Origin of the sequence: Yersinia sp. 2540 StPb PI, assembly GCF_052217165.1 — a bacterium.
In the GTDB taxonomy this organism is placed as follows: Bacteria; Pseudomonadota; Gammaproteobacteria; order Enterobacterales; family Enterobacteriaceae; genus Yersinia; species Yersinia enterocolitica_E.
Genome location: NZ_JAZGQC010000001.1, coordinates 3706291 through 3721743 on the forward strand (window position 1 = coordinate 3706291; position 15453 = coordinate 3721743).

Genomic DNA, 15453 nt, shown 5'->3' on the forward strand with positions numbered 1-15453 from the left:
GGCGTGTTTACTTTTTTTCAGCAGTTTCAATATCCTGCTTACTGAGGTCGAGCGCTTCTTTGAGCAAGCGAGCATGCACCGGCCCATAACTTTCAGCGACCAGGGGAATATCTTCATTAGAAAACGCCTGTAGACCACTCTCATCAAGAAGCACATCAACAAACAACGTGACATCGGAGAGAATATTGTTGGTGATCCGGTCCTCAATCGAGGCTTTTACCATTTCATCTGGGTTCGCCTCGCCTTTTACCGCAACCTCTCGCCAACGTAGCCAGGCACCCGAAGAGGCTTCACGTAGTATCACCGTGGCACCATCCCATTCAGGAACGACCACTGTTTTGTGTCGAAACCCTGCGCGGGGCGCAATAGCCAGTGATCGCAAATCCTTTTTAGTCATGATTATGCAGCCTCAGTAACAGTAAAATTACATGTTGCGGTAAAACCACCATCTGCCGCAGTAAAGGTGACAATTGCAGCGCCATCGTCCAGACCTTCATACTGACCGGTCACCGGATCGACGCTCACAATGGCAGGCGCTGACGAAATGAAAGTACCTGTTTTATTGGTGGCATTAGCCGGTAAAAATGTCGGGATTAACACACCGGTATCACCAACTTCGATAGCAACATTCGATTTATTTAGCGTGACGCTGGTAACAGGAACATCAGTAGCGGCAATACGAACCGGTTTACCTTTGATGCGCAGTGTGAATGATGCGGATACCACACCCGAGGTGCCAGCACTCCAACTGTTCTGACGCACTTCAGCAAGATAGGCATAACCATTGCCGCTGGGGAAAACAACCTTGATCGAACGCAGTGTGTCCGTGTCGTAGGCCTCGTTTAGTGAATATTGAGCCTCTTCGTCTGGACTCCAGTTGCGGGAGATAGTCATTTCTGACGGTGCAGGCAGTCCGTTCGTCACTTCCTGCTCTACTGAGCATAGAGTTGTGACGTCGATATCCGCCTTTTGTCCACCGGTAAAGCTGATCTCTTTGGTGGCACAAGCCGCTGACAACCACACCACCGAGCCAGTCGGCAAAGGCTGAGTCGTCACACCAGCAGAAACATAAATTTTCGTGCCCTGCGTTTTTTCATAAATACTGGTCATATTTTTCTCCAGACATAAAAAAACCGCCCGGAGGCGGCTGGTAACTTTCTTTGAGGGTTATTCCCACACCTGAACTTCAAGCAGAGCGCGGAAAAGGGAGGTATCCGGTTCGAAATCAGTGATCTCATTCATCTGAACGGGCGAAAGCGGTTTAATAAGCGCCCTCACATCACGGCGAATGGCGCGGGCCTCGTCAATGGTTCTGGCATAGACATCAATTTGAAGCATCGATGCTGTGGCAGCCTGACCATCCAACACATCATCAGTCATGCTGGATGGCAGAATGAAAACCACCCACGGCGGGGATATTGCAGGTCCACTACCATCCGTTTTTTGCGGGGCAATGTAGGGATATACCTGCCCGTTCGCCAAATGTTTGATCAGGGGGTAAATATCAGCCTCGGTCATTTTGCTAATACCTCGTCAATAGCCAGGATTGCACGGTCAATCGCAGCCTGTGCAGAGGCGTCGGCTTTAGAGTCAAATGCTGGGCGGATAAAAGGAACGGCGGGAAACTTAGACGTGCCAAGCTCAAGAAAGCGCCAATAGAATGAATTGTTCCTGTTGATCGCTTTTTTGGTATTGTCGCTATTGGTGCCTGAAGGATTTGCCCCCCTGACCCGAATACCGGCGGTTGCTTCGGTCGCACTCCCTTTACCGTTGGCAATAATGATATTGCGCTTTAGTTTTCCGGTGCGTTCTGGCACGCGGTTTTTGGCCTCCGTTTGAATAACAGCCGCTCCCGCACGAACAGCCTGCCGCAGTACGGTACGGCTTTCGGCTTTACTGAGTAATTCAAGCTCTTTGTCCAGATCCAACATGCCGGAAAAGTCGAGATTTATGTCAATCATGATTTCACTCCACGCTTACATAACAGCTCAAGCCGTGTATTATTTTCGGCGGTAATCACTGAAACAATGTCATAAATCTCACCATTGCCAGTCGGAGGCTCATGCACAATTCGATTAGCCGATGTAACGGGAAAAGAACGATAACGCCGCATCCAGATCCTGACCGTGGTTTCTGCCAGTTCAGCCCCCGAAGAAATTAGCTCTCGCCCAGAGATATCGGTTATATCAGCTCTAACGGATATTAATTTCTCCCAGTCAGTTACGGGCTGCCCGGATGGGAGAACACCAGAAGCACGTTTCTGAACGGTCACGCGGTATCGAAGTTTGCCTGCTTTCATACGCCGTAAATCCTGTAAGGTTGCAGCAGCGAATCGACTGTAAACTCAAGCTGTTTTGACGTAACGCCAATGACTGTGGCCTCTCGGTTGGTGTACCAGTGACCGATCAGTAGCAAAATGGCTGTATCAATATCCTCTTCATAAAGCAGTCCATCCTCTTCTGAATAACCCTCATCACTGGCTTCAGCATACAACTTGCGGCGGGTATAGTTTTCTACGAAGCGCTCACCGGCCTTAATTCTGGCCTCTAACCAGGCATCATCCTCCGTGAACTCCGGTTCGATGTTGCAGTGATGCTTCACCTGATCCAGTTCCAGCATAGGTTCGCCTTATTTAGCTTTAGTTTTCTTACCACCAGCACTGGAGTCAGGGGTTGGCTCCGGTGCTTCCGGTGCTTCCGGTGCTTCCGGTGCTTCCGGTGCTTCCGGTGCTTCCGGTGCTTCCGGTGCTTCCGGTGCTTCCGGTGCTTCCGGTGCTTCCGGTGCTTCCGGTGCTTCCGGTGCTTCCGGTGCTTCCGGTGCTTCCGGTGCTTCCGCAGGTTGTAATACCTCAGGCAGCTTCGCATAACCTTTTTTCAGTAATTCACGCCCATGCTGCTCACCCGTTTCAAATTCTTGACCAAGCGCCAACACGCTATAGCCGAAATAAATCTGCTTTAGTGCTATCAGTTTCATAATGTTATCTCTGATAAAGCGGCCCGCAGGCCGCTCATTGAGGTGAATTGATTAACCGCCGACAGGGGCAGGAACCGTAAACGCACCGGTAATAAACGCTTCAGGGCGATACACTGCCAGTGCGAGACGCTCTTCGCAACGAATGGTGATCATGTTTTTCTCAAAGTCGTCGGAGTTTTCGGTACTGATCACCACATTGGCGTCTTCGCGGTCAAAAATCTGAGCGCCCGCGTTAAAGGCACCGGTCAGGAACTTGCCTTTGAATGCCGCCGCTTCTGTAGCGACAACAGGCAAGCCCCATAAGGTCGGCGTAGTCAATGCTGACGGATTACCCAGGATGTAACGGCCCAACGTGTCTTTGGTCAGCTCGATCTTGGCCCAATCAATAAAGTGCAACACATGACCAGAGGCGGAGAAACGTGCAAGCTGAGACTGCAACATAGCCAGACGTAAATCATCAATGCCGTTCTGTTGGGCAACGTCAAATGACGGATCGAATACTGACGCCTGCGGCATAATCCCTTCAAGATGGACACCAGTGCCATCACCAAACAAGATCTCTTGCTCTTCGGCATATTTCAGGCCAAAGCGCATTTCAGTATCAATCGTTGATTGTAACTGTGAGAAATCATCAAGGATCTGTTTAGCGGCTTTAAACAGGTGGGCAATGGTACGAACGGGCGTGATTTTTTCTCCGAACTGAATATCGCTGTAAGGCTTTTGAGTGTTTTCAGCAACGACTCGCGCATTATTGGTGAATCCGGTCTGCTGAACCCAATAAATGGTGCTTGATTGAGTGCGACCAGGTGCAAGTAAATCACGGATAAACAAACGCTGTTTAGGCGCAACATCGATACCAGGTAGGCGGTGTGGCGCGACAATTTGCCCCGGAACATCGACAGACAATAGTGCGGCTTTCACCGGAATACTGATCCGCTGACTTGCGGCAAGCGTTGATGCAAAACCTTTTAACGCCTCGGCTGATACAACCTGCTGACCAATTGATTCAACAGTCTGTACGGCATTACTCAATGGCATCTGGGCAACGTGCTGCTCCAGTTCACCCAAGGCCACTTTGAGGGTTTTCTCTGCTGCTGTCAGAGCGTTAAACTCTAACGCCATTTTGTCTACAGCTTCTTTAGTAGATGCAGAAAGCTGGCCCGCGTTTTTAGCCTCTGTCAGCGCTTCTTCTGCCTTGGCGTTAAACTTGCCAGTGGCCTCTTCCAGTGCTGCGGAAACCTTTTTCAGTACATCGTTTACATCAGACATATATTCTCCAGATTATTGGCACGCCGCTTTCAGTCCACTTAATGCAGACTCGAAGCTAGCTAAAGTTTCAGTATTGATTTCGGTGGTAGCGCTTGGCGTACCGGATGGAGTAACAGCAGCGCCCGGCATACTGTCGGTTAAGGCTTTAAGTAATTTTCGGCGCTCGGAGCGCGGGGTATTGGCTTTCGCCAGCAGCGCATCGAGTTTGCGAATAGCTGCTGACGGGCTTTGGTCATCATTGGTAATTTCATCAGCCGATAACAAACTGTCTGCGAAGCCTTTTTCCACTGCATCACTGCCTGCAATGTAAGTTTCATTGTCCATCATGGCTGCAATATCAGCCGCTGGGAGACCGGTACGAGCTGAATAGATATCACCCATGGCACGATCAAAAGGTTCAATATCAATAGCCGCTTTTGCCAGGTCGTGGCGGTTGCCCATCATGACAATCCAACAGTTGTGGATCATCAGAAACGCCCCGCGCCCGACCTGAATTTCATCACCGGCCATTGCAATGATGGAGGCGGCAGAAGCGGCAATCCCCAACACTTTCACCGTGACCCTGCCGCTGTACTCGCGCAGCAGGTTATAGATAGCCAAACCCTCGAACATGTCACCACCGGGCGAGTTGATGTTAACCGTCACATCCTCCCCGCCCATCGACCGCAGTGCCGCGGCAATGCGTTTTGTGCTGACGCCTTCGCCCCAGTAGTCCTGCCCGATCACGTCAAAAATTGAGATACTGTTCTCGCCAGTGGCAGCGGCTTTTAACCCACCGTTCCAGCGCTCTACTGCGCTGGGCGAAACCTCACAGGAAACACCCGCGCACGGGCGGCCCACCGGAGCTGCCGGAAGGTTTTTAATTGTCATTAGGTTCTACTCCTAAGCGGCTTCTTTTAGTGGAGACTGTTCGAGGGGAATATCTGGGAACAAATACCCATGAAGCTCGGTGATGGCTTTCGCTTTAACAACAGCGTTATGTGATTTAAGGTCTTCAAGTGCAACAAGGTTAAGTTGCACGGTATAGATATCGCCGCCCGGTATCGGAGGTAGATTTTCAAGGCGGCGAACATCGTTGCGGTTCATCCAGCCATTTTGCAGCGCAGTGGTGTAGTAGGCGGAACGACCCGCACTGTCGGCGCGCAACAAACCTTCAACAGAGAATTCAGCAAAGTAATCCTCATCACCGGCCAACAGGCAACGGACAATTTCCTGCTCAATATTAACAAGTAGCGGGCGCAGGGTATTGCTCAGGAAAAGCAGGTTCATCCCCTCAACACTGGAAGCCCAGCTGCTTTGCTTGGTCATATGGCCCACCATAAATGGCGGCACCCTAAACCAGCGGCAAATCTCTTCGATGCTGAACGAACGGCTCTCCAACATCTGGGCAGATTCAGGATTCATGGTCACGCTTTGGTAGGTTAAATCCGCTTCCAGCACCATGACTTTACCGGCATTTTTGGAGCCGGCGAACTCAGAGAGACTCTTACGTAAATTTTCTCGCTGATTACCCTTCAGTGCTGCTTTACTGGAAAGAAAACCCGAGTTTTGCATACCGTTTTCAAAAATCTTCGCCGCTGACTCTTCGACCGCCATTGCAGCCCCGAATACATCACGGCCGGTACTCATTGGCATTAATCCACATATACCATCCAGACCAAACCCCCGGATGTGCATCATGGTTTTGACCGGAACAACCCGCTTATTGCCGTTCTCGGTATAGGTGTACTCGAGCTGTCCACTGTCCAGGCGCTTAACCACCATATTCTGTGGTAGCAGTGGAATAAGAGAGATAACACGATTACCGATCATTCTCTTTTCTATGAACGCATTGCCCCGCAAACAGATACTGGCCACCAGCATCAACATAAAGCGCGAGGGGGTCATTTCTGAATTTGGGCTACGGCATAGCACGAGATACAGCGGGTGATCAGTCGCCGTTCCTCGAGAGCCGTCCGGCATTCGCTTATACAATTTCAAGGGGAGAGTCGAAACTGACTCACTGATAAGCCGGACACATGCCCAGGCTGCGGCCAACTGAATAACTTTATCAGCGGTGACCACCTTGCCGCTGCTGCTGGTGCCAAACCATTCTTGAAAGAAAGTGCCAGTAGTGAGGCTAATTGGCACACCAAGCCAGTTAAGGAGCGCGCTTTTAACGCGCCCCGGATGTTTATTTCGTGCCATTAGATACCTACTATTATTGGGTTATCAAAGAAACCATCCAGATCGCCCTCTTCCTCAATATCGGCATCTTCAGCAGCGCCGATTGCCATTGCAGAAGCAACCACCCCATCAATGCGACCGGTGCTTTTCTTCTTGGCAAAGATACGGTTATCTTTCTGGTCTGCTTCGAGTACCGCCGAGGCTGCATTCCAGCGTAGACAAGGGTTACGCTTGATAATCAACTCTTTGTTATTGAGTTTTTCCTCAAACAGCTCTATAGATCGCGGCATCCATAAACCGGACTCCTGCGCTTTGTAATAGCCCTGCCCATGGGGTACCAAAACGACACTGACCGAGTTGTTTTCCAGTTCAGGCTCAAGGTATTTGATGCGGTATTGGTCAAAAGCGATGCATTTGATATCAAACATGGCTGTTAGCTCACCGATTCTGTGGGCAACAAAACCATAGTTCACAGCCTTACCCGGTGGCGCGTGGATAAAGCCAGCCTTTAGCCATTTGTCGTAAGGCACTCGGTCAGTTTTGGCCCGCTCAAGCAGACTGTCTTTAGGTGTCCAGAACTCGACAAACAAGCGGTTATGTTTGGGAAAAAAGAGCGCCAGCGAGGTTAAGTCGCGGGAGCCAGACAAATCGAGGCCGCCATAGCACTCCTCCCCCGCCAGTTCCTCAATATCGAATTCGTCTTCACAGTCCATCCAGGTATCACCGCCGATCCACGGCGTGGCTGATTCTACCCATTCACAAAAGTTGAGACGGCGCACAATGCTTTCTTTGGCGGGCATACCTCGAGCAGCGGTAACCTGTTCGCGCAGGTATTTAAGTTCAAAGGTTTGGCCTAGCGAGGGGTTAGCTTTGCCCCAGCAAGATTCGTCTTTAAATGGATCGTCACCTTCGTCCAGTGAACAGATGAAACTAAAGAAGCTGTCATCCTCCAAATCACTGTTAGCAACTTTTCTGCCATATTCGTGATAGTCATAACAAACGCTGGTCTTATCATGGCCGCTGTTAGTGATCAGGAATATCAGAGCCTGACGCCGCCCTTTTGTCCCGGCGCGCATCATTTCAACGACGGTGTTGTTCTTGTGTTCGTGCACTTCGTCAATTAGCGCACAATGGGGACGTGGACCTGATTGTCCATCATCAGAACTGATAGGCCGGAAGAATGAGCCGTTTTGCAAAAAAGCCAGATTCCACTCTTTCCCTGCTCCACCTGACGGCTCTATTCGTTGAGATAGCGCCGGTGACTGTTTAACCATCGCTACCGCATCACGAAACAGGATCATAGCTTGGTCTTTTTTAGTCGCCGCTGCATAGACCTCTGCGCGAGGCTCTTTGTCTGCAACCATGCAGTACAACCCGACACCGCCCGCCAAGGGCGATTTTCCAGAACCCTTACCAGATTCAACGTACACCATGCGAAAGCGGCGGGTGCCATCACTGGATTTCCAGCCGAATATCGAACCAACAACAAAGCATTGCCAGGACAGCAAAATAAAGGGTTTACCCTCATGCTCACCGCCGTTCAACTTCAATATTTTGGCGAAAAAGTCTATCGCTCGACTTGCTGACTCCACATCCCATACCAAGCCTCTTGCGGGGCCAAACTCCAGATCACGCAAATGCCGAGCGCAAGAGTGACGAATATCGGGGCCAGCAAGAATGGTTCCTGCTGTTACATCCATTGCATATTGTGTTGCAGGGTCAACCGAAGAACTGGGCGAGCGGGTCTTCTTCTTTTTCTCCGCCATTAATGTTCACCTTTGATCTCGCGGCTGGGGTAAGGCCGAATTCAATTAAGTAACCTTTGAAGCGGCGATCCGCATCGGCAAGTTGTCCAACGGCGGGATGCCCTTTGATAAGGAAATCACCCATTTGGGTTTTGGTTGTGTAGGTGTTGCCCTCATCAAGAACCTGCTGGCGCAACCGTAGAATTTCCGCATACAAATCACAGAGACGTTCCAACGCCATAGTATCGGCAACGGTCAATACGCCCATCTGATCAAGCAGTAAAGTCAGACGTCCCCAAGCCGCCTTACCCCAGTCAGTTAAATGAGTTGGAGGGCTTGGAATTTCGCGGGCTGGCTGAGGTTCATTCTTATTCAGTGGGCGCTTGCCCGGATTACCGGTGACCACCTTCAAGTGGGTCGGTTTTGGTCGGCGTCCAGCCATGGAAAACCTCCCAAAAAAAAGTTTTCAATTCGCGGTTGTGCACAGAAATGACGATGATAGGTCTTTGGGGATCAAAGCCCTGAACTTTCACCCCACCCTCCCCCTTTGATAGTCATTCTCATCTGCAAGTATGGAGATTGGTTCTCATTTAATGTCTGGGTTTTCGATTCGAATTGTGCTGATTGACTCTTTACCTGCCACACTCAGTGACATTGTCAATTCAGGTACTGTGTGAGGAGTGAAGTGTGTCAGATGAAGCGAGGTGATGCCTGTTACTTCCACTCCATCAATCTCAAGAATATGGAACCGTCCGTTCCTGTATTTAATAGTCAGGTCTTTCATCATCGGTTCCAATGTGAGTTAGGGTCAATCGGCATGCCATCAGCATTGCAGCCCGCCACATAGCCACTCTTCTCTTGCCGTTGCTTAGTTGAGCTATGGTGTGAGGTACACAGTGATTGCCAGTTCTTTCTATCCCAGAATAGTTTCTGAGCCTTGGCTATCTGCGCTGCGTTACCTGACATCAAGGCTTCTTTGAGTCGATGCGGTTCGATGTGGTCAACGACTGTTGCGGCTTCTATCCGTCCCTGTTGTTGGCACATCACACACAGGGGATTATCACGTAGGAAAGCCACTCGAGCCTTGGCCCATCGGCTACCGTATACCCTTGGCTCTTTCATGGCTGATTCCAAATAGAAGAGCCACCAACTTATTAGGCTAGTGGTTTAGGTTGTGCATTATCGATGGCGCTCATTGAGTACCATCTGTAATGCTTAGTCTTAGTGAGCCATCAGATCGGCTTCTTCAACCCATTCGCTTAATGCGCGCCCTGTGGCATCTTTGTAAAAGATATAATACTGAACGGAGCCTGATAGATACTCAGCCCTTGCCTTTACCGACCCTTGCTCACCACTGATCGTAATTACAACTTCTTGACCTAATTGAAACTCGAACATTAACTGCTCCTTTACTGGGATGCTTTCGTCCAGGTCTTTACGGCCTTGGGTGGGATTATCAAAGAATTCAGCAGCCATAATTAACCTCAAGAAATGCTCATGTGGATAAAACTGAATAGCCATAGAATGAACTCAATCACTCCCCAGCCAACAACCGCGCAGATGCAACCAAGAACAATGAATGTTCCTGTGCCTGGTAAGTCATACATTACGTTTTTCTCCCCGCGTTCTGCCGCCAGCTAATGATTTCATCGAGCCGACCTTTGCAGATACGCAGCTCACGCTTCAAAGCCAATGCATACAGCCCACTATCGCCCCAAGTGGTACCGACGAACTCCGGCACTTCGCATTGTGTTAATGCTGATTCTGGGGGGAGCAATAGAGGGCAAGTTGTGGCTGGACGTGGTACAGACTTACTCGCGCATGATGTTAATGCTAGCGTCAGGCATGCGCTGAATAACACACTTATCATCTGACGACGCCGCCAGAAACCGCTTAAGCCGATCTTCACTTTCATTGCGTAATTTCCTCTCGTTCTCAAGCTGGCGAGAGGTGGCAGCTCGGTTGGCAGTTTCATTTATCTGATATGCATCTATGATGTTGCCCAGTGCCGTGTTTGTGGCTTGCTCATCACTCAGCGCTTTTTCCGCTTTTTGGATATCATTTGAGAGGCGGTAACTGTTAAAGAACAGAGCCGATACAATGACCACCAGCACAGTAATGACTAATCCAATGGCCTTATTCATCCAGCCCCCAGCATGTCAGATCGCTTTCTTGTGCGCGGCGCTCAATCTGCCCGTAGCAATTGTTAGAGCGAATATTGCAATCCTTCCCGCCGTCATGTACCCAGCGCTTAATCTCAGCGCATGCGCCTTTACGGTCGCCAGCATTGAGCTTTCGATAGAACGTAGAAGTGAAGCACTTGCTTGGGCCAATGTTATAGGGGCAAAACGAAGCGATACCGGCAATCTGTGGTTCAGTCAGCGGTACCCTGATGTTTTTCTTTACCCAGGTTATAGCCTTGTCAGCCTCAAGCTTATTCACCGCAGCGCATTTTTCCGCTGTTAGCTTCATTCCTTTCACTACCGGTTTTCCATCAATTACTGTGGCACCACGGCAGATAGTCCATATTCCCTTACCATCTGGATAAGCCGAAAGCCGGTTACCCTCTTTCTCATCCAAAAGCTGATCAAGAATTACTGTAGCCGGTGCTGCGACCATAACCAAAGCCAGAACTGCCGCGCTTAATTTGCTTTTTGTCGAGGTCATCACTCACCATCCGGTTTATAACCGTGGCGACGATCCCAAATCTTGATGCCAGCATTAAGCATGAATGTCAGGGCCATGAAGAATAACGAACCAAGAACACCAATTACCGTCCACTCATCTGGTGTGAAGCCAGCAATCAGCTCTTTAACCCAGAAAATAAAACTACCACCCGACACCAGGTAGGAAGCATTAGAAGCGATATTGCTCATTTTCATGATCTCCCCCTCCCGTTCAGCAGGTTGGGCGCGTAGTGGAAATAAAAAAGGCCACGCAATGCGCAGCCTCACAATTATTTGTCTGTTATTTATCCACCTCAGGCGAGAGTGGTATCTTGGTGTGTTTAATCAACCAATAAGGAAACCTAATGTCTAAGAAAGACGATATTCCCGTATTCCCTGTGGCGGGATGGCAGGCAGGACCTCTACCTGGTCATGATATGCTCATTTTAAAATTCCAGTTCATTTCCTCACCAATGCAGAAACTTGGTGAAGCTCAGGAAAGCCAATTCTATGCTCTGCAACCCGACATGGTTAGAAGCTTGATTTCTGATTTAACCAGACACCTTGAGGTATTGGAAAGGTGCGGTGTTCAATTCCCTGTAGAGAAGAAGCACTAACACTGTAAATTTTTGAAATCTGACTTGAGTTAAAGCACCGTGTCTCGATGGTGCTTCTTAGTTTTTTGCCATCCATCTTATTCGGCATTTGTTAGTTGCTGGTATTTAGCTCACCAGTGCAACCACTCATTAGCAGTAATGTGTGTGGAGTTGATTGGGTGACTGGTGGGCTAAAATGAAAAAGCCCCAGCGAATGCCAGGGCTCAATAATTAAACGAGCTATCTCGACTGTTACATCACTACGAAGTCACACTAAAGCAGGATTTTATTAATTTTACCTTGAATCTCTAGCTGCAATGACGGCGACTCGATACTTCCACCTAGTGGGCTTTTGTCCATCAGCATGGAGTCGAGTTTCTCACGTTCTGTAGGGCTCAGAGTGCAATACAAAGCTGCAACTATCTTTTTCAATGCTAATAATTCAAGCGTTAAATGTGACGTGACGTCTGACATGCTTTACCTCTCAGGAATTCTCTTGGTTTCGAGAGTATAGCTATTTCTGGTAGAAACTCTCTAACATAAATCGATACCATAATTAATAATTTGCAAAAAACGTCAGCACCTAACCAAGCCATTGTTGCAGCAATGATCTGAATATATTGGGATATGAACCCGTTACTCAGTGAAGCTCAGGCGAATGTGGAAATGAAAAAAACCAACAGTTTAGGGTTGGACCATAAAATACAGTGCGGTGATAGCCAGTTCCACTGGATAGAACAACTGAGCCAACAGTCACTAATAAAGAAACTATAACTTCACTATATAATCAGCATTGCAAATACATACAAACACTCAAGAGCTCTGTATTTATAATTATTGCCGGTCTTTCCCGGCTGTCAGTTTTCATATTGATAAGACACGCTCAACTTTCGTTTAAAGATTGATAAGTGGTAATCAACCTGAGCATATCTCGCAATCAGTATAGTCGAAGTTTTTTCTGGCCTTCAAATTTATTACTCAACTCAATGCTGTCAGGCAATAACGCCCAGGCAACATAGAGATCATGCGACGTCAGTTAACTCATGAGCCAAGTGTAAATACCTGTGTAGCCATAGGAATCACGCACAAAGCCAATATGGTAACCATCGCAAGGATTGAGCAATAACACTGCCTTGCAGTCCATATCAGACGTTGGCTTCTCGTCTGCTGGATGAAATACCAAACTATCAGTGGACAGTTTTGACATTGTCAGACCTCAGAAACGACAAAACCCCGCCGAAGCGAGGTTTATTCGACTGGATAAGAGCTACTGCACAACCAACTCTTATCACACTCACGCTTAATTTCTAAATCGTACATTTCGCCAACGGTCTGATTAAAAAGCTCCTCTCCAGCATCCCCCTTCAGACCCAACTTTGCGGCGGCCTTTAAGACGCTCCCGAAAGTTATAACCCTTTTGATGTTAAACGTGCCACGTGCTCGACAAATAGTTGAACAGGGTTGGTACTGCTGGTAACCACCCCCGCAGTTTGATTGATAGCATCCAAGTGATCCATTGAATAATCAGAGCGGATAACTTTGCCGAGATGCATACTATAGCGCCCAACCAACCCATCATTCTGTAAACGTTCTTTTGTGAACAGAAATGAGAGGGCAACCATTGAAATATGCAGCGGATCAAAATTATTGAGCCCCTGCTCAATCGGGTTGTAATTAATCACCCCACCCCAAGAATAATAATAAACGCCATTCTCATATTCTTTACCTTCTCCTCCCCAATTGCTTGGCAAACCCTGCGGATATTTGGCATTGAATTTAGCGACGCCTTCGCTGGTGAGCGAGTTAAGCGCTGCGACACTGTCTTGTGGCAGGGAGGGACGACCAGTCATAATGGAAAGGAATGAGCCAAAAGCATTCATCACTGCGCCCGCAATCGCTTCTGGAAGGGAGCCTGGTTTCATCGCCAAGCGTACCAGATCGGCAATTTCCGAGCCAAAGTTTGCCCCATTAACGGAGGTAACAGACGCAACCAGTTCGGGATGAATGGCGGCGACGTAGCGACAGGCCAAAGGGCCTTGGCTGTGGCCAATCAGGTTGACCTTCTGGGCTCCGGTTAACTGGATGACTTGTTTTACAAAACTGAGTAATTGTTCACCACGAGCTTCATTACTGTTTTCTGCCGATATAGAGGCAGTGAATACAGTAGCTCCGGCGTTTTCCAGTGCTTGCTGAATACCGAAAAAATAAGGATAGATTCCAGCAATCTTATCGAAACCACTGAAGCCATGAACGAGAATAATGGGATATTTTAATGAATTAGACATGATGAATACCTTTCAGGATTATTTGTCGATGTGGCAAAAATAAATAGTAAATAAAGATGATGATTACAATCCGTCATTACTGTTGTGTGGCGAGTACTACAAAGAATGCCTAATGGTTACGCTGTTGATCATTAATAGAACATGCGCTTTTGAATGAAGGTATCCGCCCATTCCACAAACAAAAAAGCCCTGACTTATGTCGGGGCTTATCATTTTTGAAGTCGGTTACGGTTCCGGCGTCAACACCTACCAATGCGCTGACCGCATACACTTAAAATACAAAAGGCCCACAGAAGTGAGCCTTAAAATTAAAAAGTTGCTGATTATCTAACTGATAGTTCCAGTCGCTTGCCCAGTGCAGTCAAAGCCGCCTCTGTTGTATCAATCTTTGTGTTATGCCCTAACGTGACAATCCGCTGAACCTCCTGCGGCTTAAGCCCCATTCGGCGCGCTAATTCAGCGTTAGTTACTCCAGTCTCAAGCATTGCGTTGAGCAATAGAACTTTTGCCCATACGCTCGCCGGAGCGGACACAAAGTCATCACCCAACTCACTTGGAAGCGGGACCGGGCGATTATCTTCGAAGTAAAAATCAAATGCCATTACCAGAGCGTCACGCGCCATTTCTAAAGCTTCTTCTCTGGTTTCGCCCTGCGTTAATGCTTCCGGTATATCAGGGAAACTAACAAAGTACCCATCACCGTCTTTCTGTAATTTTACTGGATATCGCATATTTAACACGATGAACCTTTGCGAGTAACCAGCCCCTAAGGGCCAGTTTATTATTTAATGCCTAACTGTTTGATTATCGCTTTCCTTAGCGCTTCCCCTAACTCTTTACTGGGATGTATCGGCATTACTGACTGTTTGCCTTGGTAGTAGAGTTTAAGATGATTAGTACCGCTCTTAATCTCTACCCCTTGAGCTTCTAGCCATTTTCGATACTCGCTCTGCTTCACCACCTCCTTCTGTTTGTTTAACTCGGAATAATTATAAACATTTTTGTTTATATCGACAAGCTAAATATAAACATTTTTGTTTATTCATTCAGGAGGTATCCGGCTGGATACTGTTTCACAACGATTGGATTAACCAATCCAGTACCCATGTGAATGTTGGTTCACTCTTTGTTGGCTGATTCTACATAAGGGATAATCACACATGTAAAAAGCCCTCGAGCTATTAACTCAAGGGCTGGAATAGTTGCCGGTCTTTCCCGGCCGTCACTCCTTCAAGAAACTAGTGCTACTTAACTAAAGGGGACTAAAACTAAGTGCACAGTCTCTTTCTCTGAAGTATGGAGCGTCCAGCCGGGATCGAACCGGCAATATCTGCTTGGAAGGCAGGGGTTATACCATTTAACTATGGGCGCATTTGGTACACCGTACTGGACTTGAACCAGTGCCCTATTGCTTAGAAGGCAATTGCTCTATCCAACTGAGCTAACGGTGCGATGGTGGCCCTTGCTGGACTTGAACCAGCGACCTGACGATTATGAGTCGCACGCTCTAACCTGCTGAGCTAAAGGGCCAAACGATGCGGGTAATCTATCAATCACTAACACATTATGGCTATTGCGATATTTGACACTGGTATTTCATTAAAGAAAAAATAACCAACTAATAATGGCTGCATATAACTCAGAAACAACAAAACCCCGCACAACGGCGAGGTCTTAATTAATTTTCTTTGCGCTCGTCTACAGAAACGCCCATGATTTAAATAATTTACGCCAATTTCGGACAAAATGCAAG

22 protein-coding genes, 3 tRNA genes and 2 pseudogenes are annotated in these 15453 nt (G+C 48.1%); 1 reads left to right on the forward strand and 26 read right to left on the reverse strand.

The features are described from left to right. Positions 1-7: 7 nt before the first annotated feature. The 19 genes and pseudogenes from V1956_RS17135 to V1956_RS17225 form a co-directional block, all read right to left on the reverse strand. The gene (locus V1956_RS17135; RefSeq protein WP_442825380.1) at positions 8-397 is read right to left on the reverse strand and encodes a phage tail assembly chaperone; all 390 of its coding nucleotides are present in this window, start codon (positions 395-397) and stop codon (positions 8-10) included. Between the two features lie 2 nt (positions 398-399). Beyond that, positions 400-648: pseudogene (locus tag V1956_RS17140) on the reverse strand (Ig-like domain-containing protein); the annotation flags it as partial. Further along, positions 649-1110 (reverse strand): annotated as a pseudogene (locus tag V1956_RS17145) (phage tail tube protein); the annotation flags it as partial. 57 nt (positions 1111-1167) lie between these two features. Next, the gene (gene gp17, locus V1956_RS17150; RefSeq protein WP_442825381.1) at positions 1168-1518 is read right to left on the reverse strand and encodes a tail completion protein gp17; all 351 of its coding nucleotides are present in this window, start codon (positions 1516-1518) and stop codon (positions 1168-1170) included. Further along, complete coding sequence (locus tag V1956_RS17155) at positions 1515-1961, reverse strand: HK97-gp10 family putative phage morphogenesis protein (protein ID WP_442825382.1); 447 nt, start codon at positions 1959-1961, stop codon at positions 1515-1517. The genes gp17 and V1956_RS17155 overlap by 4 nt, the downstream gene beginning before the upstream one ends. Next, a complete protein-coding gene (locus V1956_RS17160) occupies positions 1958-2299 on the reverse strand; it encodes a phage head closure protein (RefSeq protein ID WP_427267380.1) in 342 nt (113 codons plus the stop codon). Before V1956_RS17160 ends, V1956_RS17155 begins: the two co-directional genes overlap by 4 nt. Next, positions 2296-2619 carry a head-tail connector protein gene (locus tag V1956_RS17165; protein ID WP_221866428.1) on the reverse strand — a complete coding sequence of 108 codons (324 nt, stop codon included), beginning with the start codon at positions 2617-2619 and terminating at the stop codon, positions 2296-2298. Before V1956_RS17165 ends, V1956_RS17160 begins: the two co-directional genes overlap by 4 nt. A 9-nt stretch (positions 2620-2628) precedes the next feature. Continuing rightward, positions 2629-2973: a hypothetical protein gene (locus V1956_RS17170; protein WP_442825383.1), complete on the reverse strand. Its 345-nt coding sequence runs from the start codon at positions 2971-2973 to the stop codon at positions 2629-2631. A 51-nt stretch (positions 2974-3024) separates the two neighbouring features. Beyond that, positions 3025-4242 (reverse strand): phage major capsid protein, encoded by a 1218-nt coding sequence (locus tag V1956_RS17175; protein WP_442825384.1) that lies wholly within the window; start codon positions 4240-4242, stop codon positions 3025-3027. Between the two features lie 12 nt (positions 4243-4254). After that, complete coding sequence (locus V1956_RS17180) at positions 4255-5112, reverse strand: head maturation protease, ClpP-related (RefSeq protein WP_442825385.1); 858 nt, start codon at positions 5110-5112, stop codon at positions 4255-4257. A gap of 12 nt (positions 5113-5124) precedes the next feature. Beyond that, entirely contained in the window at positions 5125-6429 is a 1305-nt protein-coding gene (locus V1956_RS17185) for a phage portal protein (protein WP_442825386.1), read from the reverse strand. Beyond that, a complete protein-coding gene (locus V1956_RS17190) occupies positions 6429-8174 on the reverse strand; it encodes a terminase large subunit (protein ID WP_442825387.1) in 1746 nt (581 codons plus the stop codon). The genes V1956_RS17185 and V1956_RS17190 overlap by 1 nt, the downstream gene beginning before the upstream one ends. Continuing rightward, positions 8128-8595 (reverse strand): phage terminase small subunit P27 family, encoded by a 468-nt coding sequence (locus V1956_RS17195; RefSeq protein WP_442825388.1) that lies wholly within the window; start codon positions 8593-8595, stop codon positions 8128-8130. Before V1956_RS17195 ends, V1956_RS17190 begins: the two co-directional genes overlap by 47 nt. Positions 8596-8936: 341 nt before the next feature. Beyond that, the gene (locus V1956_RS17200) at positions 8937-9275 is read right to left on the reverse strand and encodes an HNH endonuclease signature motif containing protein (RefSeq protein ID WP_442825389.1); all 339 of its coding nucleotides are present in this window, start codon (positions 9273-9275) and stop codon (positions 8937-8939) included. 99 nt (positions 9276-9374) lie between these two features. Further along, positions 9375-9674: a hypothetical protein gene (locus tag V1956_RS17205; RefSeq protein WP_442825390.1), complete on the reverse strand. Its 300-nt coding sequence runs from the start codon at positions 9672-9674 to the stop codon at positions 9375-9377. A gap of 85 nt (positions 9675-9759) precedes the next feature. Continuing rightward, a complete protein-coding gene (gene lysC, locus V1956_RS17210) occupies positions 9760-10068 on the reverse strand; it encodes an Rz1-like lysis system protein LysC (protein ID WP_442825391.1) in 309 nt (102 codons plus the stop codon). Then, the gene (locus V1956_RS17215) at positions 9965-10297 is read right to left on the reverse strand and encodes a DUF2570 domain-containing protein (RefSeq protein ID WP_442825392.1); all 333 of its coding nucleotides are present in this window, start codon (positions 10295-10297) and stop codon (positions 9965-9967) included. The genes lysC and V1956_RS17215 overlap by 104 nt, the downstream gene beginning before the upstream one ends. Continuing rightward, entirely contained in the window at positions 10290-10820 is a 531-nt protein-coding gene (locus V1956_RS17220; protein WP_442825393.1) for a lysozyme, read from the reverse strand. The genes V1956_RS17215 and V1956_RS17220 overlap by 8 nt, the downstream gene beginning before the upstream one ends. Then, positions 10820-11035 carry a phage holin gene (locus V1956_RS17225; protein ID WP_050096147.1) on the reverse strand — a complete coding sequence of 72 codons (216 nt, stop codon included), beginning with the start codon at positions 11033-11035 and terminating at the stop codon, positions 10820-10822. The genes V1956_RS17220 and V1956_RS17225 overlap by 1 nt, the downstream gene beginning before the upstream one ends. 149 nt (positions 11036-11184) lie before the next feature. Between V1956_RS17225 and V1956_RS17230 the strand changes: the two genes are divergently transcribed. Then, positions 11185-11436, forward strand: coding sequence for a bssS family protein (locus tag V1956_RS17230; protein WP_442825394.1), 252 nt, complete (start codon positions 11185-11187; stop codon positions 11434-11436). A gap of 252 nt (positions 11437-11688) precedes the next feature. Here V1956_RS17230 and V1956_RS17235 read toward each other — a convergent pair whose 3' ends face one another. The 7 genes from V1956_RS17235 to V1956_RS17265 all read right to left on the reverse strand — a co-directional run bounded on the left by V1956_RS17235 (position 11689) and on the right by V1956_RS17265 (position 15230). Further along, positions 11689-11889: a hypothetical protein gene (locus tag V1956_RS17235; RefSeq protein WP_442825395.1), complete on the reverse strand. Its 201-nt coding sequence runs from the start codon at positions 11887-11889 to the stop codon at positions 11689-11691. A gap of 932 nt (positions 11890-12821) precedes the next feature. Then, positions 12822-13700 carry a lipase family alpha/beta hydrolase gene (locus tag V1956_RS17240; protein WP_439309182.1) on the reverse strand — a complete coding sequence of 293 codons (879 nt, stop codon included), beginning with the start codon at positions 13698-13700 and terminating at the stop codon, positions 12822-12824. Between the two features lie 323 nt (positions 13701-14023). Beyond that, positions 14024-14431, reverse strand: a complete 408-nt coding sequence (locus V1956_RS17245) for a type II toxin-antitoxin system HicB family antitoxin (protein WP_442825826.1) — start codon at positions 14429-14431, stop codon at positions 14024-14026. A 50-nt stretch (positions 14432-14481) separates the two neighbouring features. Continuing rightward, complete coding sequence (locus V1956_RS17250; protein ID WP_442825396.1) at positions 14482-14658, reverse strand: type II toxin-antitoxin system HicA family toxin; 177 nt, start codon at positions 14656-14658, stop codon at positions 14482-14484. A gap of 339 nt (positions 14659-14997) precedes the next feature. Further along, positions 14998-15071, reverse strand: a tRNA-Gly gene (locus V1956_RS17255). A 3-nt stretch (positions 15072-15074) separates the two neighbouring features. Next, a tRNA-Arg gene (locus tag V1956_RS17260) sits at positions 15075-15151 on the reverse strand. A 2-nt stretch (positions 15152-15153) separates the two neighbouring features. Next, positions 15154-15230: transfer RNA gene (locus tag V1956_RS17265), tRNA-Ile, on the reverse strand. Positions 15231-15453: the final 223 nt, after the last annotated feature.